This window comes from Bacillus cereus group sp. RP37 (assembly GCF_040459695.1).
Lineage (GTDB): Bacteria > Bacillota > Bacilli > Bacillales > Bacillaceae_G > Bacillus_A.
On the sequence record NZ_JARVHP010000002.1, the window covers coordinates 107,815 to 133,675 of the forward strand.

Consider the following 25,861-nt stretch of genomic DNA (forward strand, 5'->3'; position numbering starts at 1 on the left):
CAATATTGTTACGAATAATTCTATTTCGTTCATGATTTAAAGCAAATGCTTCCTTCTTTTGTGATGTTAGCAGCTTTTTTAAAAAGGGAAATTTTTAGTGTGTTTCTACAATAAGTTTAAAATATAATTATATAAATTTATTAATTATAATATAAGGAATGAGAAATATAATGTTTTGATTGAAAATATAGTGTATCTTAATTCGGAAAAATAATATGGAGGAAATAAAGTGATGGTTAAAAGAATAGAAAAACTTTTAACAGCAGCTACGGAAGAAGAATTTGAAGTGTTTGTAGGCGGAATTGATGAAGATTTACTAAGAAAGTAATAGTAATATAGTCAAACATGTATGATAGGGATTTAAGTTGAAGAAAGTATGCAGAAATAAATTCTCTACACACTTTCTGATTATTGATATTTTAATTTAGATATGAATTGCTAACTTTTATGTATAGGTTAAAAATAAAGGATATGAGAATTTAAAAAAGGAAACCGTGAAAGAGAAAGGATTCATTATATAGACTATGGAATATAATTCGGTTAGTCAGAAAGATGTTTTCAAATATAATAATTTAGTTCTTCTCTGTCCTTTTCATAAAACTTAAAATACTTTTTTTGCTGTTTGCATTTAGTTTATCTAGATATTTCTTTGCTTCATCATAATTAAGGATTAAGAGGTGTATGTAAGCCCTTGCTATGAATAAAACATAAATCTCTGCTTCAGTACTTGCCGCTTGTATATTGTGGGCTACGTGCAATGTATTCCAACTACCTTCTTCGAATTCGTAGTTGATATTATAAAAGTTTTCTTTTATATCATTTTCAGGTAGAATGTGCCCAGGGCCCACCTGCACAAAAGGATATCTTTTTGCCAAAAGAATATTTAATAAAGATTCTAGATTGTAAAAAGATTTTATATCACCCTGTACTGCCAGTATTTCGAGTGACAAATCTGTATCTTCATCAAGCATAGGATAAAACATACTACTCAATTCATAATCAGTTTCTTTGTTGGCAAGCCATATACCATACCTTTTTGTAAAGCTTTTCTCAATGTGTGGGAAGAGATTGAAAACTTTCTCTGCTTCAGTGCGATCTCTATCTTTTACGAGAAGCAGTTCCCTTTGGAAGTTCATTTGTTTTAATAGCTTTACATTCCCAGTATGTTCTTCCCCTTCTACATGTCTTATAAAATCTTCTAATAACCTTCTAACAAAAATATCATTAAATGTTTTTTTATCAATATCGGCGTAAATAGTTAGTAAATTAGAGAAATCATCTAAATAAGTAAGCTGATTTTCCCAAAGACTCTCTAGAAATTGTACTTTATCACTGTCAATTGATATATATTTAGCAGCGAAATACTCCATAAAGGATTTGTGAATCCATTTATAGCTGGAACCTTCTTTAATTAATAAAGGAACATTTTGTATTATATCTGATAGAACTTCGGAAGGTTCAATTTTTCTTTCAAGTATACTATTTTTCAGTACGTCTTTAATTAGGCTTAAAAGATAGTCTTTTTCAAAGTCGTTAATACGATTTTCTATACATTGAAACGCAAAATGTTGTAAAAATCCATCTAATTCATCTTTAGATAGCCCACTCAATATTTGTCTTTTATAACCATCTTCTTTAGTTAAGTCATGGTCAGAGTAAAGGGCGTCGTATACCTGACGATAGAAAGAGGCTTGAGTTAGAGGGAGTTCATGTTTATTTCTATATGTAAGGTATAACAAGGAAACATATAAAGGATTGGCTAAGAATTCATTAAAATAACCTTTTGCATCATTAATAGTTCTTACAAGATTTCCGTGTATATTGTATCCTGAAACTTTATCGTATTTATATATTAATTCAAAGGCTTCATTTTTTTGTAAACGTACAATTTCAAATTTCTCAAATTCAGGGAAATGAAGGCCATGATGCGGTCTAGATGAGATAATGAAACGATTTTGACCGCCATAAGAAATAAATTGTTTTAAGTCTGAAGATACTTTGTCTCTATCATTTCCAGAGATTTCATCATATCCATCTAAGAAAAAGAGAAAATCCCCATCTTTTATCAGTTCTATGATATGTTCTTTTGTAAAATCAGAAGATATGAAATTTATCTTTTTATATATCTCATCTAATATTCCATGTTTTGAATTTAGTCTTCTTAATTCAATGAAAACAGGGATTTGAATTTGTTGTTTAATTGAAGATAAGAATAGAAACTTTAAGAATGTTGACTTACCCATACCAGCACTATCAGTAATAAGTATTTTAGTATGATTGTTAAAAAAGTCTTCATTATACGTGTCTAGTAACACAGTATTGTTAGACTTGGCGTGAGTATCAAATTTTAATGATACTATTTTTAATGGTTGATACACCTGTTCTAAAAATACTTTGTGATGCTTTAAAGCAATAGTTGGAATAGTGCTGTATTCATTAACACTACTCTCTAGGTACCTATTGAATTTTTCTGCCAACTCATCGTAATGTTCAAATTTTATTTTTTTTCTTTCAAAAACATTGTTTATTTTAGATTTTAATATTTCAAATAAATATTTCGTAGATTCAGTAGCTATTGCCCTGGTTGCTGAATCTGCTAGCATTTGTTCTAATGGCATATTTTTCCCCCCTAAACTAAAATACAGAATATCTTTATTCTATATTAATTTTGTATATATTTAAATTCTCTTATTTAATTTTATAGGTATTGTAGAAGTGAAGTTTATTGAAAATCTATTCAGCATGGTATAGGCGTATTTTTCTTCTAAGATATAGAGGGCTAGTTACTATTATAGTGTAAGTACTAAAACATATAATAAGGGGAAAGGTGTCTATGGTTCTTAATAGAATAATGAATGATGAACAAGCAGAAAGGAAAAAGATTTATCAATTCTTTCAATGAAGAAGAATAAAAAGACCGAGACCGATGCTTGTTCTTTTTATTCTTCTTGAAAGAAAGGCATTGTGTTTTTGTATCAATATTCTTTTGTTTTATGAAGTTTTTTTTAATTGATAGCATTTTCTTTCTTTTGCTATTATGTTTTTCTAAAATTTCTTTAATCTATTTTGAATAGTAGTCTATGTTGCTGTGCAATTTTGTAATTAGTGAAAGGATAGAGTGTATAATGCTCCTTGTAATTTATCGTATTTTTCATATGTCTTTAGATAATCATATATGTACTTAGTAGAGAACCAAAGTCTGCAGGAGGATAGTCAGCTAACCTTCTATTTACGATTCCAAAGTCTTCGTAAATCTTAATATGCTGCGTCAATAAATAAATAGGCTTATATTTATTATCGGTTACGCTTCGATTTTGTACTACAATATAAAATTTTTTGCCCTTCGAAGAATCTTCTTCAATAAGAGAAACATAATCATTAATCTTTAAAGTTCCTCCAGAATTTTTCTCTTTACATAGCTTACTCTAAAATCCCATTCTGTTAATATAATATGGTTTATTTTCCCTTGGGGATATATTACTATGAATCTTAAGGGAATTAGTCCTATTTCTGGGGATATTCTATCGTGTAACTATGAATAATAAAAAACAAAAAGGATTGGTATTAAATTATGGACTTTAAAGAAATTATTAACAAATCAAGGTTGAATAACGATCCGGCATACAGTTACATATTTGGAGCTAGGTTCGGTACAATCATTCAAGATGCTTATACCAAAGATGGTGTATCAGATATAGTTGGAGCTTTGGATGATTTATGTAACCCAAAAACTCTTGAATGGGGATGGGCTTCTTCTGGGATTTATACCTTTTGGAATTATGAGACAAGAGAGTTACTGTATATTGGACTTGCAGTTAATTTAGCTGAAAGGTTTAAACAACACAACGGTATAATTTCCTCCCGTCCATCTAGTTGCAAATACAAAAAAATCACTGAATATTTTAATACAAATAAAAAACTAGGATATTCTATTTTGACAATGCCTTCTGTTTGCCAACCAGTAATACGTAAAAACATCGAAGGAATTTTTGAAGGGGAAAAAGTGGAATTATCGGATTTCAATCATGAACAATTTAAAAAAGATGTAAAATTAGTCGAGGGAATTCTAATAGAAAGTTATCGGAAAATGTTTGGTCAATTGCCACCATGGAATGAAGTAAAGGGTAGTATAGAGGGGGCTAGCAGGAGTACAAAAGGAAATTACAAAATTGTCGAAGGGTTTACCACATCTAATCCACATCATCCTCTCGTGGCAAAATGCACATTAAGAGAACTAAAAGGTAATATACATTATGCTTATGAGGAATTCCTAGATAAAGTTAGGCAATTTATGCTTACTCATGGTACTTCTTTTAATGAAGCACTTGAACAAGTGTTGAAAGAATCAGGTGGGAAGGATGCAGTATATGATTTAATTATAAGAGACGATTACATGTTAAAAACCCTAAACTTGAATAGATAACTACAAAAAATGGTTATATTGCTTCTTATTAGAAACATAAAATAATGAAACCCTTCATGGTAGGCAAATGAAATGGCCAGCTATAAAATAACTTTTGGTGGAATCAGGTTTTAAAATTGATAATGGAGCAACTAGAATTAATTAAAAGCAAGTAAGGTTTGACATCATTGAGCAGAACAACTAAGATTGCTTTTGGAAAATAAATGAAAAAATTTTAATCATACGTACAAAAATGAGTTGGAACGTATATATATTATAGAGAGAGAAAAAGTTTCATAAATGTGAGGAAAACTGTCTAAAAATCGCCACTTGTTTATATTATAAATAGAGAGTCGTATAAGTAATACATCTTACTTCTTCAACTCTTTAATTTTCATTTTCCATATTAATCTCCTTTTTAATGTAAGTTAGGATTAATCATTGTTACATATGCAAGTAGTTCAATTAGAGATCCAATAAGCTTTTATAGTTCATTAAATCGAATTTTAAAAGTTTATTGGATTGCGCTTCCTAAAAATTAAATAAAAGATTATTAGATAAAACATTTGAAAGCATCATTTTGAATGTTTTATTTAGTAATTTTGGTTATAGAACTTAGGCGATACTTCCGTATCGTCTATTTTATTTTTACAATTCACTGTTTTTAAAAGCAGTGTTAGGAACTTGAAAGGAAGTAATAAACAATGAAAATGGAACTTCGTGTTGCAGTCTCAGATTTACATACAAATACAGATGGAAATGCAGCGTTTATTATGGCACGTAAAACATATAACTAAATTGCTAAATTAAAAGATGCGTTAGGTCATTCTTATGTACAAAATGGATTAGTAAAGGGAAAACCTACAAAACATTATTTGGTAAAGCAATTTATATTACTGATGTTTTACCTGAATCAACACCAATAATTTTCGCAAACTTTTATCATGCTTATGCAATAATGATTAAACAAGCTGCAAGATTACAGTCAACAGTTGATACTGAAAACGCTTTGGCAGGAACAACTACTTTCGTGCTGGATAGTTACATGGATGGAGCAGTCTGCAATCCACAAGCTATTGCTAAATTGATTGTTGCTTAAATTATTCGAAACAACAAATAGATTATTGATTAAAAGGATCGGCATTCGCGAGACTTCTTTTTTTATTTTATGCGCTATTTGATGAAAGGTGGAAGCATATAAATGAAAGAAATTGAATCAGTAAAAAAATTTAGAAGTATACTTCGTGAAAGTCAGTATAGATTATTGATTGCTCGTATAGCTACTCATTACTTAAAAGAAAAGGCAGGAAGTAAATCAGATTTACACAAAGAAGTAAACAAAGTACTAATATCGCAACAGTTAGAGCCAGTACCATTTAGTGTTATTCGTAATAACCTATATCCACAAAATGAAAGTAATACTTAATGAGGTGAGATAAGCACTATCTTATATATACGGATAGGTGCTTATATGAGGTGCTGTATGTATATCTATAGGGTGCAGCATTATATACGAATGAGATGCGTAATATATAACATTATGTACATGCATCTCTATTAGAAGGTATTAGCAGGTTCATAGAAGATATAAACAGAATATAAAGCAGATACAACAGCATATTAAACTGCATTTATAAGTTTGTGTGAGAGATTAATAAAGCCGATCTCAATGCAGCACTAATCGTTGTAGAAGGCAGATGATAATCAGCAACTAAATCTAATGGAGCGGCAGTTGAAGCAATCACAATGAAGTTGTTAGAGAAGCTGTTTGTGTTATTGAGGAAGCAAAGTTGAGAAGAGTTTTGGAGACAAAGTTTGAGTGAAAAAATTTTTTTGGGAAAAATCTCGGGGAGTATCGCCTCCCAATTTAGAAAAAAAGCTAAAATCACCAGTAATAACGGGGAGAGTGTTGTTTTTAATGCAGATACCAATTGGCCCAAACTCCGTTGAACTCCTATTTTAGTTTATGTAAAAAAAGGCCCTTCGGAAAAAATTCACGAAGGTACCAAAATGCCTTTTGAATGTAAGAAGTCTTCAAAATTTTTATTTAAATATCTTTAGGCAACGAACGATAAGCTAAATTCTCCTAGTGAATATAGCTTATAAAAAATTTTTTTATATACATTTTATATTATGTGCCCATTCTTATCTAAATTTTTTTCTGAAATGTATGGTGAATTGTTTTCATAAAAAGAGAATATGGTTTGAGTTTCTTTAGAAACACTTACATTATCAATACTTCTAATGGCTTCTGCAAAGAGTTTATAAAAATTTTCAGGTGAGTATGTTCTTAATCTGGAAGAAATATAGGAAGCTACCTCAGTTTGTCCATCACCAATTATTGAAGAATCCCGATTTTCGCCGTTGAATTCGAAATTATTTGTGCTTTTCAATTCATAGAGAAATGAAGTTTTTTTGTCCGGATCATATCCACCCAGTATAGTATACATAAGGTTGTAATTAACCTCTGGATTTATATCTTTAAATGTTTGAAATGTAAATTGAAAACATCGCTGTGTATATATGACAGCATCTTCTACTGAAACATAGTCCTTATGATTAATAAGGCTATGTATTAGATCTACTGTGGCACTACCTAAATCCCCAAGTCCTGCTGTAGCAATTATTATATTAGGTCTAATAGATTTTATTTTCTTTTTAGCATGAGAAGAACCTAACACATTCCCATCTTTATCAATATCACTAGATTTTGTATCAGCTGTAATAGTAACTCCATTTGGAAACTTGTAACCAATAAGAATTGTCATATTAACCCCCCTTTATCTATTTATAAAAAATACTTGGCTAAATATTTTATTATCGTTTAAAACAGTTATTAAAGTTTTAGATTCAAGAATATATCAATATCTTCATCAGTATTTGACATAACTGAATACTTGCAAGGTATTATTTCTGATTTTGAACGAATTATATAACATTGGTTGTTTTTTTACTAAATGTATTTTAAGTGGTTGGAAAAGCTTTGTTTTAGGACTTTAAATAGTCTTGCAAGTTTGTTCCTTATGTAAATAGTTTTTAAAGAATATTAATAGGTTGAAATTAGTAAAACTATCCTTACTTTCTATTATATAACTTTTTGGGAAGATTGTAATAAGAAATTGATTGTATAAAGAGATAAAGAAAACGAAGTGTGGAATTCTAGAGGGAGTTTTATATAACATTTTTAATTTTTTATTAAAAGAAGGTTATACTTATGGTATATACTTATAGCATTAGTTTTGGAATGTGTAATTTCAAATTCGCGTATTTTAAAGTTATGGAAAATGATTGATTAATTCAATTGATTTAACTAGGAATCAAGTCAATAATATACCAATCTTATTTATATTCTACTATAATAGAGGGATAAGAATTAATTAGCGTTCTTTCAGTCTGAAATAGAATAAATTATTGGGGAGGTGAGGATTTTTTGGCAAAAGATAATGTCCGTAGTATTCTTTTATTATTAAAACAATTTGGTTTTACTGATAAGACATTAAAAATAATTTATCAAAATGAAGAGGCTATTTTAGAAGTTATATTTAATAAAAATCATCCTTTTCATAACAAATATTTTAATATTTATACAAAAAAGGAGAAAGAAATTTCGCAAGATTTCAATTCTTTAGTTAAGTTTTCCGATGAGTTTACCGAGAAGATGAAAGAATACAAAAGAAAAGGCATTAAGATTTATTGTAGCTTTATTGAAGGCTATCCTAAGCATTTATTCGTTGAAGAAAATGAACCATTATTTATCTACTGTTACGGGAACTTGGAACTTCTAAATAAGAAGATAAATAAGGTATCTATTATTGGAACAAGAAAAGCAACAAATAAAGCTAAAGTTAGAACGGCGCAATACGTTAAAAATTATATTAGTAAAGGTTGGATAACCGTTAGTGGGTTAGCAAAAGGTATAGATACTGTAGTACATAAAGAAACGTTGATTAATAATGGAAGAACCATAGCAGTATTACCAACATCATTTGAAAAAATTTATCCTTCCGAAAACAAAGGGTTATTTGAAGAAATTATTAATAATGATAGTTTAGCAATTTCAATTACAGGTCCGTTTGAAAATACTTATAAATCTAACTTTTTGGAAAGAAACTCAATAGTTGCCAAAATATGTAATGAAATTTTTGTGATTGAAGCATCTATAAAAAGCGGTACATTAAACACTGTTCGGCAAGGCTTCGAATTTAATAAAAAAATATACTACGATTCAACTTTATTAGATGATGACGTAATTGACTACATAAAAAGATTTCAAGCAATTGACTTAAATATTGGAGGGGGAAGTTAATGTTTTATCTGTTGATTTCAAGAAATGCCTTTTTTGATGAAGATGATGAAATTAGAGAAGAAATCTTTGAATTAATGGAATCGATTGAAGGAAAGGAAATTCAAGTTGTACTGGTGTCACGAAGTAAACAAAAGTATAAAGATATAATTGATGATACTCTTCCTAACCCGGACAAAATAAAATATGGATCTCGTGGAAAATTATCGGGAAAAGTTCTCCCAAGTAATAAAGACATTATGTTGGTTGGTGCAGTGGAAGAAGATATTCGTATAGCCGCAAATAATAAAATATTGTTGATAAATCCTGGTTGGGTGGAAAATGTTGATGAGAAAATCCAAAAATATGGATTTAAACTTAAAAACTTTAATCAAATAATTCAATGTATCGATATTTTAAATCTTGATACAGAGCTTTTTTATGATTTTGAAGTAGATGAAAAAACAAGGTTAATTGCAGTATCTAATGCTAATAAGTATTACGCTGTCAAAAATGAAGCAGAGATGATTGAGAATTATAAAAGAACTTTAAAATATGGATATGAAACTTATCGATATGCGGTTTACTTTCACTATTTAACTATGATTATCGGAATGGAAGAGTTTAAAGATGTTGATTATTGGATGAGTGTACCATCATCTACTGGATCAACTGAAAATAATATATATGATATTGTAAAAAGAACAAGATATTTGCTTAACAACAGGAGAAGTCAAGAATTATTTGTACGTTATAAACCTGGAAAAAAATCAACATCTATGTCTTCAAAAGATAGGATAGAAGAAGGCTGTAAAAGGCATTTCGAGACTTTGCATTTGAATCCAAAATATAAAGGTAAACTAAAAGGGAAGAAAATTTGTGTTCTTGATGATTACTTTACGTACGGTGCCTCCTTTGAGAGTGTAAGAAATTTATTGATTAAGGAAGAGGTTGGAGAAATCATCTTAGTCGCAATTGGAACCTTCAAAAAACCTTATTATAAAGAAGATTTCAAGATTAAGGGAAATGTATATGAGCATGGATATAATTATACATTCATAGACAAAGAGCTGGTTTATGGTGAAGCGAATGAAAAATCGTCAAAAATTATAAATAAAATATATGACATAATTAAAAGTGAAAATTAAGTTTATATTATGCACTTGAAATCACCCCAATTTTACATTGATGTGATTTTTTGTTAGCAAACGAAATTCTTTATAATAAAATATCAATTTTATTCTTAATAGAAGAAAGGGAAACCGTATCAGTGTATTTTTACAGATATGATTTCCCTTTTTATTTAGGTTATTAAAAAAATGGTTATAAGATTGGTTTGTATGAACCTTTAGAAGTTGAGTTAATGTGATTGTATGTGACCTTCATAAAATTCGACAATGAGTATTAGGGGGATCTTGATAGATTTTGAGATTATGAAAGTTACTTTTCACATCAATAGCCTACAAGAATTCCCTTTTTATCTGATGGATTTTAGTATTCATCAGATAAAATATCCAATAACTTCCATCCCTCATATTAATTGCTCCTTAATCTGAATGATAAGAACTTATCCCTTTCGTTATATTGATTATTCCGGAAATTAAAAGTGTTAATTTCATTTTACATTTGTCGTCTCTTGGATATAAGTAATATTAGGTATCACATTAACTGATAGTATCTATATCTTGAATGAAAGTGAGCAAAGAGCGAATTTGTTCAATGAGATTGAAGGTCAAAAGAAGTTAATTCGGGTAGATGACATTATAGAAAAATTACACAACGTGAAAAATTTTGTTCTTATTAGTTGTGGAGGTGGATCTCCATATAGTAGAAGTGTTGAAAATTCGACTGGTACATTGGCAACTATGTTTGAAAGTTTTAATGGAAATATTATTTCATGTCAATGGGATGTTCCAACTAAATCTACTATATATATTGTTAATGATATGATAGAGCAGATTAAACATAATAGTCTAGGGGTTGATGAAGCATTAATAGTTGCTCAAAGGAAGGTGCGGGAAGAGTATGGGAATCCAATGTACTGGGCTGGTATTGAATTCTGGAAGAATTGAAAATTGAAGGGTTTAAAAACGAGGCTAATCCAATGTGATTAGCTTCTTCTGTTATCTTTGATACGTAACAGTCGATTAGTCTGAAATGCTCTTCTTAAATCTTGAGATATAGAAAAAAACGCCATCAAAAGATGACGCTTAACGTAATATTTTTTTTTCCTTATTCAACTTTCCAATTACAGCATTCAACGGCGAAAACATATTATGTTGATTAATTAATGCCTGTTGCGATAAATGTGTTTATCGCATAACCATACGCAGGTCAGCGTGACCAAGTAACATCTGTAAATGACGTATATCTTCATCTGCTTCTAAAAACATCGTAGCACCTGTGTGTCGGAATAAGTGGGAATGCACGTTCTTCGTAATATCTGCTGCCTCAGCGTACTTCTTCAGTCGTTTACGAAAGTGATTCTGATTCATCGGTTCACCGTAGTTCGTCACAAAGACATAATCCGTTTCAAACTCTTCATTCTCTTTTATTAAATCTTTCAGCAAGTTCGCAGTCGTATTTTTAATCGGGACAATGGGCGCTTTACGACTCTTAGCGACTGTTGCCCGAACTGTAATCTGTAATCACTTTAGCTGAGAAATCAATATTGTTAACTGTAAGTGATAGTGCCTCGTTGATGCGCAAAAATGTATCTAATAGAAGATTCATAATAACGTAATCTCGAAAATCACTGTAGCTTCGTTTATTTGGTGCATCTAGTAATCGTTGTAATTCATCGACTATAAGGCAATCGCCTCTTGCGGTTCGTTTACATCTTTTACTTGCTTCATTGGATTACTTTCAATCAATTCCTCATCAACAAGGAAACGGAACATTACCCGTAATGTTTTTAAGCGTGTATTAATAGTAGAAGGGGAGAGGCCAACCGTTTTACAGTCGTCAAGCTTATAATTATGATCTTCAAACTGTATCTTCTCGTTTTTCATAAATACTACGTAATTCTGGATCACATCCGTTGTAATTGTATCTATATTTCTGCTGAGACCTTTGGAGTCGAGAAAATGCGTAAAGTATCGAAAGTTTTCCTTATATTGATGCAAAGTACGTTCAGCTCGACCTTCAGCAACTTTAGCGTGATAGAACGTCTCGAATAAATCGTCAATCGTTTGTGTCGTAAATGTTCTTAACTCTTTCTTCACACGTTTCCCTTTACGTTTTGAAACTGTTTCTTCATTACTAGATGTCATAAAAAACGCCTCCAATTTCGTTATTGAAAACGAGACGAGAGACGTATAACTACTAGCCTTAGCCGACCGCCACCCTGTCAAAGTTAATAATCTTTTAGAATTGCAACAGATGATAAATGATAAACATTGTTGTATCAGTGTTTTATCAAATCTATGTAGGATTTAAAATGTTTGAGTTTAATACAAAATTACGGCGCTATGCCCCATTTCTTCCCAAAAATAAAAATCAGTTGAGATTAGTTATATCAATGCTACGGGGGTGTACTTAACCTGAAAATGTACTAAGAATCCTCTCTGTTAAATGGATCTATAATCGTTGTTTTTTCTGTAACAATCTTATTTATGGAAGAAAGTGTAGAAGTTATATTATTAGTTTTGTCTTTTAATACAGGAATATCATCACCATTCTTTTCAAAAACAAACTGTTTGCGTATTTTACTGCCGCTTTCAAATTTTGTTTCGGAATAAGAGCACATTTCGAAATAACTTTTCTCTAAAAAACTAAATGCAAAAACATTAGAAATCCCTTTTCTTTCATATATTAAAGGATCATTCAAATTTGTAATATAATTTGATATGGACTCTGCGAAAAGGTTTGCAACTAAGTAGGCGTCCTTTAGGTGTGAGGGCGTTTTGGGATTTGAAGTATAGTTTAATAAAATATTATTTACATGTTCTTTAAGTCCTTCGATGTCAGCGCCGCTTCCAATTAAATATACTTTATGATTTTCTAATTCATTTATAATAGCTCCGCCGCCCTGAATGTAATCGATATGAAAAGCTTTATTTGAATTACTGGCCTCGTCAATCATAAAACCTAAAGCACTAAGTTTTTTTCCATTATCAAGAATCGGTGTGGAAGATAGGGCATAGTCACGCAAAATATTAAGGAATTCTTCAATGAAGTTTTCATGTTCTATTTCATTTAAACGAGCTTCTTCTCTTTCAAAAATTAGATTCCATCCATTAACATTGCCAGCTAAAAATAACTCTACGGAACTGTCTAAATGCTTAAGTTTAAAGGCATTATCTGCTTGTAGAGATCTTGACTGGTTAGTCGTACGAAAATCGTTAACAAATACTGTTCTGTTAGGCTCATATGAATATGCTGCAATTAAAGTCATGTGCTTTCTCCCTTTCGTAAATTATACTTTGCAATTTAATAATAACAGTTACAACTAAAGTTGTCCCTGTAGTCTACTTTGGGAATTAAAAGATTGCAGGGACATTTTTATAGTAGAGTATTTTTTGAAATGATTTTAACAATCAGGTAGCAGCAATTTAGTTGTTTAATTTATTTTCTCTATAGAGTTAATTAATAGTTCTAGCTTGTTTTGAAGCTCCCTTATCTGCCGATTGTAGCGAGTGGATATAAATATCAATCGTGGTATTAATTCTGGAATGGCCCAAACGGATGGAAATAACTTTCATATTTTCTCCTGCTTCTAATAGAAGGGTAGGAGATGTATGAAGTAAACCATGAAAGTTAACATGTCTTAGTTCGTGTTTCTTAGTGAACTTATTCCACTTCTTTGTAATATGACTTGGATATAAAATTTTACCGTGACAAGAAGAAAATACAAAGAAATATTCTGCCGCTTCCCATAGATCACCACAGGATAAACGTTTTTCATTACAAGTATTTTTATAACTTTTTAGTTTTTCAATGAGAGATGCAGGTATAGAGATTGTACGTTTTGAAGTTCTCGTTTTTGGCTCTTTTATATAGTATTGACTATTTGCATATGATACAGCTTGTCGAACTGTTACAGTACCATCCTCAAGGTTAATATCTTTCCATTCCAAGCCTAATAATTCACCACGTCTAAAACCTGCCATAATAGCTAATTGAAATAGAATTTGATACATTGTTTCTTCTTGTTCTAAAAGGCTCATAATTTGCCTTGTTTCTTCTAAGTCATAAGGTTCTTTTATTTGATATTCATCTTTTAGTTTTGTAAGTTTTTTAGCAGGGTTTTTTCTTATCAATTGCCACTCATGAGCACGTTTAAGAGTGTTTTTTATGACACGTATCACATAGTTAATAGTAGCAGGGGATAAAGTACCTTCTTTACCATCCTTACGAGTATCGTTTTTAAGTTGATCTGCAAGAGTGATTAAGTGCATGGGCCTTTATATCTTCTAATTTCATATTCCCAAGAGAAGGTAAGATACGTAGCTTTAAATGACTGCAATACGTATCATATGTTTGAGGAGATAGGTTATCGATAGCATATTTCTTTTTCCATTCCTCAACAAAGTCTTTAAACAACACTTTTTGTGGTTTTATATACTCACCCGCTTTTATTTCAGCAATAAACAAAGCGAGTTCTTTTTCTGCTTCACGTTTATTATTTGCGGCAGCCATTCTCGAACGTCTAATAGGATTCCCTTTTTCGTTGTAGCCAACAGTTACACGCATACGCCAGTTAGTGCCGTGTTTTTCGAGAGAACCTTTCATCCTACATTTCCCTTTTTTCTTTTCTTAATCTGTAAGCTTCTTGTTTGCAGGCGTCACAGCAATATTTTTGACGCTTAACCTTCATAAATGGCAATTGACATTTTGGATTTTCACAAATGCGAATAGATACATTGGCATTCATTTGTTGCCACAAGTCGTAGTATATTGCGGTAATTAAGTATTTTGTTTCCCTTCTTTCCGTAATATAAAATCCCATCTGACTTTTCTCGGTATCTATAACTTCAGCAGCCCTGATTTCAATGCCTGGATTAATATAGTTCTCGACTGATTGTATTAATACTTTTCGACCAATATCTATGAAAGAAAGAGTATCTAATTCTCTATTTTCGAAAGAGAACCCAGTAGGTTGTCCATCATACCATTGAACATAATGACGATCTTCAAAATGGGTACTAGCTTCAAGGGTTAGTAGGTTATCTTCAATTTTTTCGGCAGCTTTTTCTCCGATGGCTAATGCTTTATATAATTTTAATACTCGTACAAAGTTCTGTATGGTTTTTTTCCATATTTCGAAAGGTTCAAAATAACTGCTACCAACAGATTGTAATCCTTCATCATCAAATTTTATACCTAACATTCCACACTTTTGAGCAAAGTTAACAATATCTGCTTCGGTTTTTAATTTGGCAAATTCATAAGAAATATTATCAATTTTAATTTCTTGAATTTTCCCAGTCATAAGGTAGTACTTGTCACATATATCTGTTTCTAAACCTCTGGAGTTCATAGGTGTGTCATAATTGTATACATTCTTCCAATAAAAATAATCGTCTACAAAGGTATCTCCTCCTCTATAGTTATTTATTCGTTGTACAAGAGTTTCGTTGTCTACAAAATCAATTTTTTCATATACATATCTGATTTTTTTATCTAAGTCATATACATCAAACATATCATTTCACCTCTTATTTAATTTGTTACGAAATGGATGGGGTTTTTATGTTTAATTTAGTAACATTTATATTTTTGTTACGTAATAATGATAAAAATCATTTATATTAAGTAACAATTTTATTTTATAATATAACTATCAACATCACAACCACTATTCAAAAGTTAGGAGGAATTTAGATAATGTCTAATAGAAATCAGGATATTAAAAATTTGAAGGATAAAATCCCCAACTGGATGATTGCTTAAAAATTAGAAATACATGAAAACACCGTAATCCTTTGGTTAAGGAGTGATTTATCTGTGGAACGTAGACAAAAAATTATTATAGCGATTGAAGGGATTAAGAAGGAGGTGAGTTAATGGAGCGCGATTTACACTTACGGCAAAGGAAGCTGCTACATATTTAGTAGTATCCTTAGACTTAGTTTATAAAGAAAGTATCTATGGTTCGCTACCGTGTATTCGCATAGGTAGAAGAAAACTATTTCGAAAAGAGACACTTAATCGGTGGATGACAAAGAAAGAATTGCAATGTTTAGATGGACAAGCTACAAATTAATGAAAGGGAGAATTAGTATGAATAACAAACTAAATATATTAACAGAACGCGAGCATAAAGTCTTATCGCTTATTGGTTATGGGAAGGGAAATGCAATTACTGTTAAGGGTATTATTGCAGTGATTGGAGGAACTGATGAAGAGATTAGGGCTATTGTAAGGAGATTAATAGAAAAGCATGGCTACCTAATAGGTTCAAGTAATTGTATTGGAAAGCATGGATATTATCGCCCAGAGACAGAGGAAGAGAAGAATGAAGCTGTAAGCAAATTGGAGAAAAGGGCAGCTGAAATATTAAAGCGTGCTAATATTATGCGTAAGTTACCGCTGCTTAATAAATGAGTATGAAAATGGTGATAGAAATAAAAAAATCCATACGAAAGCGCCAACTTTCATATGGACAATCAAAAAAATATTCAAATCAAATAGATTCTATCACACTTCTTTTATAAATAGTACAGAAGGACAGCTAAAAAAGAACGCGTAAGATACGGAATATTATCTTAATAGCGGCGGTTAACTCATGAAATTGAGCATAACCGCTATTTTTTAACCGTTATTTTGGCTTGATTCGTCTGGTATATATTCAATGAGATCAGACGGCTGGCAATTGAAGTAGCGAGAAAGAGCCTTGGTACTGAAAGGATAAATAGTATTTTAGGAAATAATCTTCCAAATGTGACAATAGATAAAATCATGCCGGCAGAACAGCAACAAAATAATGGCCCAACAAGAGTGGGGAGAGATTATTACTTTTGATGAATATGAGGTACCCCTGTTTCCAGTTGAAGTGTTCCCGAAATGGTTAAGGGAATATATAGAAGGTGTAGCAGAACAGACACAAACACCTGTCGATATGGCTTGTATGATGGCCTTATCTGTCTTATCAGTCGCTTTTTTGGCTAAAAGGTGCAGATTCAACCAAGTAAAGGCTGGTATGAGCCGTTAAATACATATTTGATTACCTTTATGCCACCAAGTAATCGAAAGTTGAGTGTGTTTAAGGCATTCATGTTTCCGTTGCTGGAACATGAAAATGAAGAGAATACTAAAAGACGAATTGCAATAGAACAAAGTAGACATGAAAAGGATGTATTAGAGCGGCTTATAGAGGATTTAAAGAAAGACTTGGTTAAAGCTAAACAAAACCAATCAGAAGAGGATGCAGCTGCTATACAGGGGGAATTAAATGCCAAGGTTGAAGAAATGGAAAAGGCAGAGTTTGTTCATCCTATACGGTACTTTACGGACGATGTTACACCAGAACAGCTTATAACACTTATGTTAAATAATGCTGGTCGTATGGCAGTGTTATCGGTAGAAGGGGGATTTTTTAATCTTATTAAAGGCAGATATTCCAGTAATACTAACATAGATGTGTATCTGAAAGGATTTAGTCAAGATCAGATAACAGTAGATCGTAGAGGAAGAACGGAAAAGGTAGATGATCCACATTTAACAGTGGGATTGTTTGCACAGTTAGATTTTATCAAGCGTTTACCGGAGTATTTCTATAATCGTGGTTTAATGGCCCGCTTTTTATATGCAGTTCCTAAAAGTTTTATAGGGTATCGAAAAATAGAAACAGCAGAGATAAGGGAAGAGGCGCAAATGCTTTTTAATAAGTATCGCATTCACATGGAAACACTCATGAGAGAAGGCAATGAGTTATCTTATGGCCACTTTCAATCCTGGGGAGGTAAGTTAGTCGGACAAGTAGCGAGAATCATTGCACTTATTCATATAGCACATCATGCTCACTGTGGAAGTATTCCGGCTGAAATTAGTATTGAAAGAAACGTTATGATTCGCTATCTTTGTAAAACAAATTCAATTAAAATTATATTGTTTTAAGATTTAATATAAAGGAATTAACAAAATTTTATATTATGCTGTATAAGAGGTAAAGGGGATTTTATTTGTATAATATGTAAAACTTTTCTGTTATCCTTTCAAAACTCTGATACAATATCTATATATAAAAATATGAAGAAGGAGACGGCAATGAATAATGTCAGATTGGAGAAATAGACCTACCCTTATTGAAAATTGGAATAAAGATATTGATACCTTTATGGCAATTGATGAAAATGGGACCACAGATTTTAAAGGTATACAAAAAAAGGTTAAAGAAGATTTCTTTTCTACATTTGGAGATCAGAGTGATATAGTGTTACCTCATGACCGATGGTTCACCATAACAGGCGTTGTGATGGAACGGAATAACTTTGTTAGTTTTAAAGATACAATGAATAGTATTAAATATGGTTACTGGAATGAAGGGAAATATCAATATAAAAAGGGTCTACAAAGAGTGGTTTTACATTCCAGAGAAATCAGAAAAAAAGAAGGGCCGTTCAATCCTAAAGCTATTAACTATGGAGAACTAATGGGTGACATTTCATCTTTGGTAGAAAAAACAAACTTTAAAATTTTTAGTTCTTCAATTGATAAACTTATGCATATATTAAGCTATTCGAAGCCTTTTCCAGTTTATAATTTATGCTTAGAGTTTATTGTAGAAAGGTATTGTAGATACTTAAGGGGTTCTGGAAAAACTGGTATGCTTTTATTAGAATCCAGGGGGAAAAAAGAAGATAAAATCATATTAGAACACTTAGTTGACTTGCTTGAAAATGGTAATAGATACTGGGGAGCGGAAGATTTTCAATGCATTAAGGGAGTATACTTTAATCCTAAATGGTGCTTTAAACAGGAAAATCAAACATCCTTTATATTATTAGAATTAGCGGATTTGGTTTCTTATCCTATATTCAAATATGTATCAGTAGATAAGAAAGATAGAGCTTTTGAAGTAATTGAAGAGAAAATTCATAATTACCCACTATATAGTGGGTATGGGTTGAAGAAGTTTCCATAAAATAAAAAACCACCTAAAAGGTGGCTCGTCCAGGCTATCCCTGAACCCTATAATTATTATATGTTTTTTTGAAAAATATTGCAAGAAAACCATCATTTATTGTAGAGTTGCTTTAATTCTATATAAAACCAAGTAGCTTGTTTAAAATAGGGGTATATACAATGAAAATAGGAAGGGGTATTTAAAGAACGAAATATGTGTATAAATATAAAAACACCCTGAATTTCGCTAAGTCTTAGCGGGGTGTTTTTTTACGACCGTGCTCTTTCGTTATGAAATCCTTCTTTTTAGTCAGTGCACATAAAAAAATCCCTCAAATAAAAAAACTTAGTTAATTTTATTATTTGTATAAAAAGATGTAAATGGAGTTGAAAAACTATGGGGAAAAGAAAAGATAGAATTTTCAAGGATAATTTTGAAATAAAAAAACTGAAAAAAATAAGAGAAACATTTAAGTATATGGAGGAAAGAGAAAAAACATTTTATACTCCAGATTTAATTTTTAAAGGTATTGATAATATTGTAGTCTTAGAACACTCTTCAACAGGTGATAGAAAAGTTCATATTGGAGAACTGACGCAATTTATAGAATATAGCGTTAATAGTGATAGCGGTAGTAAAAAAAGTTTGATTATATTTTTAGATGGAAAAAGTAAGAATGCACCTAAAAAAGAAATAGAACTAAAAAGATTGAAGTTTTATGTGGATAATGTATTTTCGCTAAACCCCTCTTATTTAGAAAATATATTTTTTATAGGAGTTACAAAGTATATGAAGAAGCTTAATAATCTTTCTTTTGATGAGTTAAGAAAGGAATGTGAAATAATTTATTGTAGTGAATAAAAGTATTATAAGAAGTTGTTAAATTTTGATATTATCCAGATGTAGTAAATCTATAAATGAAACTTTCTGACCCATTTCTGCCCCGAAAGTGCTGTTTCATCCTTTTGGTAAAACTGTTATACATAAGAAAACCCCTTGAACATCAAGGGGTTTCAGTATAATCCCAAACTGCCTCGAACCAGCGACCTCCACCCTGTCAATGTGGAGGTCTTTTTGAAGTATTAATCTTTTTTCTGTATTATAAATTCCCAAAACTTCTTTAATTCCCCTCTCTTTTGGGGAGAGGCACTTTTAATAGCTTTAAACCATTTTTCTAATTCTGTATCAGGTACTTCGGTACTATCATTTGCAATGAATCCTATTTCTTCTAATAAGGATTTAGTACTTATATTCATGGCGTTTGATATCTTTTCTATTACTAAGAGTGTTGGCTCTACAGGTTTTCCAGTTCTAGAATCTACGCCTTTTTCAAGTTTGTCTATATAAGTATGACTAACATCACATTTTTGAGCAAAGTCGCGTAAGGATAGTTTATTTGCTAAACGATAATTTTTAATAATTTCACCAAGAGTTTTCTTCATGTGTAATCCTCCTAGTACAATTGTAAACAATAATTTACAAAAAGAAACTAAAATAGAGAAAAAATATGTAAAACATTGTTGACGATTAAGTAAACTATGGTTTACAATAGTTTTGTAATCGAATGAATACAAAAATGAAGGAGATTGGAGAAATGAATAAGATAGCTGAGTTGAGGAAAGAAAATCTAATGTCGCAAGAAACGTTGGCAGTGCTTGTGGGTTTATCTCGTACTTATATTTCCGAAATAGAAAATAATAAAAAACAACCCAATGTTAAGTTAGCTATAAAAATAGCAAAGGTGTTGGGTACAAGCGTTGAATCTATTTTCGGGCCCGCTTGTAAACTATAGTTTACAAGCGGGCGAGTGAGAATTCAATTACTTTACATAGCAGCTATATCATAAACTAAACAATTTAATTAACGGTAAAAAATACGGAGAAGGAAGTGTTTAAACATGAACATGAAGACATTTGAAATGCGTGAAAAACGATTAGCAGAACTACTAGATGCAAAAGTACTATGGGAGTTTATAAGTGCCGTCACAGAGGAAATTGAAAAGCAAGAATTAGAGTCTACACCAGGTTTATTAGAAGATCTATTCATACATGTAAAAGAAACTATTCAAATTCAAAATATGAATCAACGCATAACAAAAGCCCCTGTAAAAACAGAGGCTGATGATATAAATAAAGATACATTATTTATGGAAGCGTATGTAGAATTAATTAATCATAAGTTTATTATTTCTGAATTAGCTGTAGAGCTTTCATCTGTTCTAAAAGAATTAAATTGTTTTGTTCAATCATCTTTGCCACAGCTTCAAAGTGAGCTTGATTCTCAAGAACCTCAATCTGCTTCTCTTTAGGGAGTGATTGGAGTATTTCTTTTATCTCTTTACACTCGTATATGTTATTCTCCGAGTCTTCAATTAATTTATTGCGACGATTGGTGTATTCAAGCGCACCTAAAGTCGCTAATGCACGAGGATCTAATCCTAGAATGTCCATGTATTCCTCTCCTTTCCTCTACAAATAATTCGATAGGGGAAAGGAGATTCCTTTAGTAATTTGGTAGAGTCTTTATACAGTGACATAAATTGTTAATGATTAGTGGAGATGTTATTTAACAGGAGTACAATAGAATTAGACTTAAAAGAGCTTCTTAAAAGAAAGAGAAGAAAGGGGAATCCAGTAATTCTCACTCTTTTTTCTTAAATGCTAAATATGACACGTTTGTTTCCTTTTATCATGAATTTTACATTAGATTCTTTAAGGAAGATTAGATAGCTATAGGGTATGTAATATGAATAGATAGAAGAAATGAAAGAGAATGGGAATCGTCAGTATTATAGGTATATTAAGGGGTTATCCGGTAATATGTTTTAAAGCGTTTAAGAGTGGGAACCTATGTATCACTCGCTACTTAAAAAGTAAAAGATTAGGCATCAAAATAGGGAAAAGTATTTAAGTTACTGGTGTAGATGAAATAATCGAGCATATGAAAATAAAACATGATGAAACATGTTGAAATAAATAGAAGGGGATCTTGAGGTAGGCTAAGCAGAGAAATAAGGCACGCTGAGAAAGGGGTTATTGAATTCGAAGCAGTTAAAGTGTGAAAGGTGTCACTTATGTAAGAATATCTATTGCTAATTTACCCTATATAAAAAAGCAGCTGCACAAAAGTACAGCTAGTCTACTACACAAATTTATATGGCCTTGATCACGAATTGGGATTGAGGTATATATAGTAATTGAGCTGCTAAGGAAGTTGTTGTATTAGCAAATGGGTATGTTTCCTTATAAGGAAAACTACTATACACTATTTCATTCATTTCCAAGGTCGTAAACTGTTTTTTTAGGATGTTTTGAGAAATTTTATTTGTACAAGCAGCAATAAAATCAAAATCTTTTTTACTTATTTCTTGAATTGCATGTGAAAGAAGGCTGGTGACTATCCCACTTCCCATCCAATCTGGATGACAAGCGCCCATATCTAGATAGACCAATTTTTCTTTATCTAAATGAGAAAACTCAATAGATTCTGTCTCTAATGTATCTAAAAGTTGAAAAATAGGTTCCATTTGCGGGCATAGTTCAATCGCTTTCTCTGTATCTATTAGTGGCTGGGTTACTTTTTTTGTTAAAAGAACACCGACAATTTGAAAATTTTCTATTGCTACAAATGACATAGCTTGAGATACAGCTTGTTTCATCATTTCTTCGCACATTTTGTGAAAAGGAGCAAAGGGAATTTGTAAACTGCTTACAAGAGGTTCGTTATTCACAAAAGAATGTGCAAGTAAATGTGCTGCATCTTTCACGTGGTGTGTATCTAGTAGCTCTATATTCATATGTTTTTCCTCTTTTCCTGATATAGTTAATAGTAATTATAAGAATAAAGATTTTTATTTAACTTAGTTAAATTTAACTATTAAAGCGCTAACAAATATGATTATTAAACATATGAATAAATCTGTTTAGTAGAAATCGAAATATTTTTATAAAGAAATTCTACGATATCATCTAAACATTCAACAGTTGTATATGGAGAGATAGAAAAGAATTTTAATGTGGAAATCGGATTTCTATCGCTACTGTTTAATGCATCTACTACACAAGAACGAGTTGTATCACCAAAAAATACTTGATCGCGATTTTTTCCTAGATAATTAAATAGTTCTATATTTAATCGGTTTGTATCCTCAATCTCTTCTTTTGTTGCAAGACCTATTCGTTCTTTTTCCCAATTTTCTTGGCCATCTCCATTCATATAGAAACGGAAGGTTGTAATTGGTCCATATGTAAAATCATTAGTGATTGCGACTTGAGGTAGAGCCTCACGCAACTTCTCTCTAAATAATAGATTTACACGGACATAATTTGCTAATAATTTTTGATATCCTTCAATTCCGAAGGCTAATAAATTGATATACATGGGAATAGCGCTACCAGCCCGAGAACATTCTAAGGTATAGCCTGTATGATAACTACCATATGATCTATTACCAAGATAAGGTGTATCATCTTGTTCAATGTCCATCAGTTGTAAATCAGTATGATTTTTTACGATTAAAATACTTGAAGCATAAGGTGTTTGTCCTAATTTATGAAAATCAAAACATACACTGTCTGCAAGGGACATATATTGCATTTTATCTTGTACGTATTGTAAGGCATTTTTCACATTAGGTTCAAATGAGAGTAAATTTTCTTCAAAACTATAATTATTAAAGAAACTATAGAATCCGCCCATTGCAGAATCAGCGTGGATATAAATAGGTTTTAATTTATATTTGTTTTGTATTGCTTCAGCGCTCTCTTTAATCTTTTTTATATCATCAATGGTAAATGTATCTGTTGACCCCATAGTAGCTAGAATATAAAGGGGGATACCTCCATTTTTAATAACTTGTATCATTTTAGCCTCTAAATCATCTATATCCATAGAACTTGTATAGGGATCAGTTTTCACTTTTATTAAGTGATTCGATCCTATGCCAGTTGCTTCAGCTGACTTTAATAAACTATAATGTGCATTTTCAGAAGCAAAGCAATAAACATTTTGTGGAGCACCATGTTCTTTTGCTAATGGGAATTGTTTAGAAATTGCTAAACGTAAGCTCGAAAATACACAACCTTGTCCACCCCATGTTGTATAACCACCGCTATTATGTGGATTATAACCAATCAGTTTTGAAAGCATGGATACAACTTTTACCTCTGCTTCAGCTGCCCCTGGGCCATAGACATCCCAAACACCATTACCATTTAAAAGGGCCATGGTTAGTAAACCTAATAGTGAAGGTATACTTGGTAGTGGTACAGCGTTAGACAAATAATATTTATTTGGATAAGGATGTCCATTCATAAATTGGTTTAGCTCTTCTATAACCTCAGACATAGTGATTCCATCTAGTGGAATATGACTTTGTTGAATTAAGCTATTGTAGTATCCTTCTGATTTTTCCTCACATTTACCTAAAGTAGCTCGCTCTTCATTTTTTAATTGGTCAAGATTTTTAATTATTTTCTGCATAGATTCTAATAAAAGTTTTTGTTTTTCTTCATTTCCGTCAACGCTTGGAAATAATTTTAAAATATCTTGCATGCAGTCACTTCTCCTTGTGAAAAACTGGATTTTTATTTTACTTGGTTAAACATAAGGGAATAATAATTTGTAATTGCCCTTTTGAATACTTAGAAATGAGGAGCTATTTAGAAAAAAATGTAATTTCATAGAAAATTATATGAACTATGGAATTTAAAGTAAAGAAAAATTTTTTGATTTATTTTTAAAAAAGTAATTGTGAAATAATGAAGTTTCTAAAAATATATCTGAATTAATTGTTTATTTAATTTATATGTTGTCCTAACATGTATTTAACTAGTGTAGTAGATATTTTAATATAATGTAGAACTATTATAAGGTAGTTGAATATAAGGGCTCAACTACCTTATAGACTGTAGATATTGTTAGGAAAAGATAAAAAAATAAGGTGGAAGTGTTAAAGATATGTTCTAGTGGAGAAGAAGTAGTAGTATGGATTTGATAGTAAAATTAGCATGAATTTTTATGGAAGAATAATTAATGGATCAAAGTTTTTTAATGAATTCAATTTCATTATTTAATAATAATGGACGAGTTAAGTGTAAAGAATTTTCTTTAACCTGAGTAGAATTTTTTGCACCAGGAATCGCAACTGAAACGGCTGGGTGGCTTAAAACATAACGTAAGGCGATTTGCGCTAGACTTCGATTTGATCGTACAAGTGAACCTAATTTCTCTACTTTGTTTAAGCTATCTTTAAACCACTTTTCTTTTGGCCAATCTTTTCTTAAATCATCGTCTGGAAATTGAGTTCCATGATTAAATTTCCCAGTTAAAATGCCCATCTTAAGTGGACCTCTTATCACAGCACCTAAATTATGTTTTTCAATATAGGGAAGGATGTCTTTTTCAGGTTCTTTATTTAAGATACTATAATCGAATTGTACAACATCTAAATCATCATTCTGATTAAAATGTTTAATATAATCTAAATCATTAGTAGAAACGCCAACTGCTCTCACTTTGCCAGATTTTTTTAAGGTTTGGAAAGCTTGTAGAAAGGCTTCTGTTTCTTCAGGTTTATCCCACCAAATATGACAAAAGTACACATCTATATAATCCGTTTTAAGCCGCTGTAAACTAGCATCAAACGCATCAATGATCTTTTGAGGGTCTCCATAAACCGCTGGTTGATTTGGATCATAATGATGACCAATTAATCCACCTTTTGTAGAAAGAATGATATCCTGCCTACGTTTATGTATAGCTTTTGCAACGAGTGTTTCACTATGACCTAATCCATAAACGTCAGCAGTGTCAATAAAATTAACCCCTAGGTCAATTGCTTTATTAATTGCATCAATGGATTCATTATCTTTTACTACTCCCCATTCATCGCCACCAATCGCCCAAGAACCAAATCCTATCTCTGAAACTATTAATCCCGTGTTACCTAATAATCTATATTCCATTATGAACGAACTCCTCCTATTCAAATTATGTTATTAGAAATATATATAGTGATCAGTTGGAATATTCTTGAATTTGTTTTCGGGATATAAATTAGGCTATTTACCTTAATAAATATATGTAAGATTACTGTATAAAAATAAAT

General features: G+C 31.1%; 28 protein-coding genes and 1 pseudogene. 14 read left to right on the top strand and 15 right to left on the bottom strand.

Annotated elements, in window-relative coordinates:
* Positions 1 to 572 precede the first annotated feature (572 nt).
* On the bottom strand, positions 573 to 2,618 hold the full coding sequence (locus QCI44_RS28845) for an NACHT domain-containing protein (RefSeq protein ID WP_353811582.1): 2,046 nt from the start codon (positions 2,616 to 2,618) through the stop codon (positions 573 to 575).
* 953 nt (positions 2,619 to 3,571) lie between these two features.
* Between QCI44_RS28845 and QCI44_RS28850 the strand changes: the two genes are divergently transcribed.
* The 3 genes from QCI44_RS28850 to QCI44_RS28860 all read left to right on the top strand — a co-directional run bounded on the left by QCI44_RS28850 (position 3,572) and on the right by QCI44_RS28860 (position 5,828).
* On the top strand, positions 3,572 to 4,423 hold the full coding sequence (locus QCI44_RS28850) for a GIY-YIG nuclease family protein (protein ID WP_353811583.1): 852 nt from the start codon (positions 3,572 to 3,574) through the stop codon (positions 4,421 to 4,423).
* 871 nt (positions 4,424 to 5,294) lie between these two features.
* The gene (locus QCI44_RS28855) at positions 5,295 to 5,501 is read left to right on the top strand and encodes a phage major capsid protein (protein WP_353811654.1); all 207 of its coding nucleotides are present in this window, start codon (positions 5,295 to 5,297) and stop codon (positions 5,499 to 5,501) included.
* 102 nt (positions 5,502 to 5,603) lie between these two features.
* On the top strand, positions 5,604 to 5,828 hold the full coding sequence (locus QCI44_RS28860) for a hypothetical protein (protein ID WP_353811584.1): 225 nt from the start codon (positions 5,604 to 5,606) through the stop codon (positions 5,826 to 5,828).
* Positions 5,829 to 6,033: 205 nt separating this feature from the next.
* On the opposite strand, the gene QCI44_RS28865 is transcribed toward QCI44_RS28860, so the two are convergent.
* On the bottom strand, positions 6,034 to 6,342 hold the full coding sequence (locus tag QCI44_RS28865; protein WP_353811585.1) for a hypothetical protein: 309 nt from the start codon (positions 6,340 to 6,342) through the stop codon (positions 6,034 to 6,036).
* Between the two features lie 186 nt (positions 6,343 to 6,528).
* Positions 6,529 to 7,170 carry an Ntn hydrolase family protein gene (locus QCI44_RS28870; protein ID WP_088083666.1) on the bottom strand — a complete coding sequence of 214 codons (642 nt, stop codon included), beginning with the start codon at positions 7,168 to 7,170 and terminating at the stop codon, positions 6,529 to 6,531.
* A gap of 662 nt (positions 7,171 to 7,832) precedes the next feature.
* Between QCI44_RS28870 and QCI44_RS28875 the strand changes: the two genes are divergently transcribed.
* The 3 genes from QCI44_RS28875 (at position 7,833) to QCI44_RS28885 (ending at position 10,756) form a co-directional block, all read left to right on the top strand.
* Positions 7,833 to 8,708 (top strand): DNA-processing protein DprA, encoded by an 876-nt coding sequence (locus QCI44_RS28875; protein ID WP_071758274.1) that lies wholly within the window; start codon positions 7,833 to 7,835, stop codon positions 8,706 to 8,708.
* On the top strand, positions 8,708 to 9,832 hold the full coding sequence (locus tag QCI44_RS28880) for a hypothetical protein (protein WP_071758273.1): 1,125 nt from the start codon (positions 8,708 to 8,710) through the stop codon (positions 9,830 to 9,832). The genes QCI44_RS28875 and QCI44_RS28880 overlap by 1 nt, the downstream gene beginning before the upstream one ends.
* Before the next feature lie 537 nt (positions 9,833 to 10,369).
* Entirely contained in the window at positions 10,370 to 10,756 is a 387-nt protein-coding gene (locus tag QCI44_RS28885; RefSeq protein ID WP_353811586.1) for a CHAT domain-containing protein, read from the top strand.
* A gap of 240 nt (positions 10,757 to 10,996) precedes the next feature.
* Here the strand turns inward: QCI44_RS28885 and QCI44_RS28890 are convergent, their stop codons facing one another.
* The 7 genes from QCI44_RS28890 to QCI44_RS28920 form a co-directional block, all read right to left on the bottom strand.
* The gene (locus QCI44_RS28890) at positions 10,997 to 11,326 is read right to left on the bottom strand and encodes a tyrosine-type recombinase/integrase (RefSeq protein WP_353811655.1); all 330 of its coding nucleotides are present in this window, start codon (positions 11,324 to 11,326) and stop codon (positions 10,997 to 10,999) included.
* Positions 11,301 to 11,492, bottom strand: a complete 192-nt coding sequence (locus tag QCI44_RS28895; RefSeq protein WP_353811656.1) for a site-specific integrase — start codon at positions 11,490 to 11,492, stop codon at positions 11,301 to 11,303. Before QCI44_RS28895 ends, QCI44_RS28890 begins: the two co-directional genes overlap by 26 nt.
* Positions 11,489 to 11,956 (bottom strand): tyrosine-type recombinase/integrase, encoded by a 468-nt coding sequence (locus QCI44_RS28900; RefSeq protein WP_353811587.1) that lies wholly within the window; start codon positions 11,954 to 11,956, stop codon positions 11,489 to 11,491. Before QCI44_RS28900 ends, QCI44_RS28895 begins: the two co-directional genes overlap by 4 nt.
* Positions 11,957 to 12,237: 281 nt before the next feature.
* Entirely contained in the window at positions 12,238 to 13,080 is an 843-nt protein-coding gene (locus tag QCI44_RS28905) for a hypothetical protein (RefSeq protein WP_353811588.1), read from the bottom strand.
* Positions 13,081 to 13,267: 187 nt separating this feature from the next.
* Complete coding sequence (locus tag QCI44_RS28910) at positions 13,268 to 14,083, bottom strand: site-specific integrase (protein ID WP_353811589.1); 816 nt, start codon at positions 14,081 to 14,083, stop codon at positions 13,268 to 13,270.
* Positions 14,052 to 14,417, bottom strand: coding sequence for a tyrosine-type recombinase/integrase (locus QCI44_RS28915; RefSeq protein ID WP_353811590.1), 366 nt, complete (start codon positions 14,415 to 14,417; stop codon positions 14,052 to 14,054). Before QCI44_RS28915 ends, QCI44_RS28910 begins: the two co-directional genes overlap by 32 nt.
* A 1-nt stretch (position 14,418) precedes the next feature.
* Positions 14,419 to 15,330 (bottom strand): hypothetical protein, encoded by a 912-nt coding sequence (locus QCI44_RS28920; protein ID WP_353811591.1) that lies wholly within the window; start codon positions 15,328 to 15,330, stop codon positions 14,419 to 14,421.
* Between the two features lie 387 nt (positions 15,331 to 15,717).
* On the opposite strand from QCI44_RS28920, the pseudogene QCI44_RS28925 reads away from it, so the two are divergent.
* Positions 15,718 to 15,891, top strand: a pseudogene (locus QCI44_RS28925) (excisionase family DNA-binding protein); the annotation flags it as partial.
* A gap of 17 nt (positions 15,892 to 15,908) precedes the next feature.
* Positions 15,909 to 16,232: a hypothetical protein gene (locus QCI44_RS28930; protein ID WP_353811592.1), complete on the top strand. Its 324-nt coding sequence runs from the start codon at positions 15,909 to 15,911 to the stop codon at positions 16,230 to 16,232.
* Positions 16,233 to 16,439: 207 nt separating this feature from the next.
* On the opposite strand, the gene QCI44_RS28935 is transcribed toward QCI44_RS28930, so the two are convergent.
* On the bottom strand, positions 16,440 to 16,541 hold the full coding sequence (locus QCI44_RS28935) for a helix-turn-helix domain-containing protein (RefSeq protein ID WP_116746345.1): 102 nt from the start codon (positions 16,539 to 16,541) through the stop codon (positions 16,440 to 16,442).
* Positions 16,542 to 16,611: 70 nt separating this feature from the next.
* Here QCI44_RS28935 and QCI44_RS28940 point away from each other — a divergent pair, with 70 nt between their 5' ends.
* The 4 genes from QCI44_RS28940 (at position 16,612) to QCI44_RS28955 (ending at position 19,614) form a co-directional block, all read left to right on the top strand.
* A complete protein-coding gene (locus QCI44_RS28940) occupies positions 16,612 to 16,839 on the top strand; it encodes a hypothetical protein (protein ID WP_353811593.1) in 228 nt (75 codons plus the stop codon).
* The gene (locus QCI44_RS28945; protein ID WP_353811594.1) at positions 16,800 to 17,744 is read left to right on the top strand and encodes a YfjI family protein; all 945 of its coding nucleotides are present in this window, start codon (positions 16,800 to 16,802) and stop codon (positions 17,742 to 17,744) included. Before QCI44_RS28940 ends, QCI44_RS28945 begins: the two co-directional genes overlap by 40 nt.
* Positions 17,745 to 17,901: 157 nt before the next feature.
* Positions 17,902 to 18,771: a DUF3800 domain-containing protein gene (locus QCI44_RS28950; protein WP_071758269.1), complete on the top strand. Its 870-nt coding sequence runs from the start codon at positions 17,902 to 17,904 to the stop codon at positions 18,769 to 18,771.
* Positions 18,772 to 19,149: 378 nt separating this feature from the next.
* Positions 19,150 to 19,614, top strand: a complete 465-nt coding sequence (locus QCI44_RS28955) for a hypothetical protein (RefSeq protein ID WP_071758268.1) — start codon at positions 19,150 to 19,152, stop codon at positions 19,612 to 19,614.
* Between the two features lie 221 nt (positions 19,615 to 19,835).
* On the opposite strand, the gene QCI44_RS28960 is transcribed toward QCI44_RS28955, so the two are convergent.
* The gene (locus QCI44_RS28960) at positions 19,836 to 20,195 is read right to left on the bottom strand and encodes a helix-turn-helix domain-containing protein (RefSeq protein WP_353811595.1); all 360 of its coding nucleotides are present in this window, start codon (positions 20,193 to 20,195) and stop codon (positions 19,836 to 19,838) included.
* Positions 20,196 to 20,347: 152 nt separating this feature from the next.
* On the opposite strand from QCI44_RS28960, the gene QCI44_RS28965 reads away from it, so the two are divergent.
* Positions 20,348 to 20,545: a helix-turn-helix transcriptional regulator gene (locus QCI44_RS28965; protein ID WP_098823247.1), complete on the top strand. Its 198-nt coding sequence runs from the start codon at positions 20,348 to 20,350 to the stop codon at positions 20,543 to 20,545.
* A 105-nt stretch (positions 20,546 to 20,650) separates the two neighbouring features.
* Positions 20,651 to 21,061, top strand: a complete 411-nt coding sequence (locus tag QCI44_RS28970; RefSeq protein WP_353811596.1) for a hypothetical protein — start codon at positions 20,651 to 20,653, stop codon at positions 21,059 to 21,061.
* Between the two features lie 843 nt (positions 21,062 to 21,904).
* Here the strand turns inward: QCI44_RS28970 and QCI44_RS28975 are convergent.
* The 3 genes from QCI44_RS28975 to QCI44_RS28985 all read right to left on the bottom strand — a co-directional run bounded on the left by QCI44_RS28975 (position 21,905) and on the right by QCI44_RS28985 (position 25,718).
* Entirely contained in the window at positions 21,905 to 22,549 is a 645-nt protein-coding gene (locus tag QCI44_RS28975; protein WP_353811597.1) for a GNAT family N-acetyltransferase, read from the bottom strand.
* Between the two features lie 104 nt (positions 22,550 to 22,653).
* On the bottom strand, positions 22,654 to 24,306 hold the full coding sequence (locus QCI44_RS28980; RefSeq protein ID WP_353811598.1) for a pyridoxal phosphate-dependent decarboxylase family protein: 1,653 nt from the start codon (positions 24,304 to 24,306) through the stop codon (positions 22,654 to 22,656).
* A 485-nt stretch (positions 24,307 to 24,791) separates the two neighbouring features.
* On the bottom strand, positions 24,792 to 25,718 hold the full coding sequence (locus tag QCI44_RS28985; protein ID WP_240587665.1) for an aldo/keto reductase: 927 nt from the start codon (positions 25,716 to 25,718) through the stop codon (positions 24,792 to 24,794).
* Between the last annotated feature and the right edge of the window lie 143 nt (positions 25,719 to 25,861).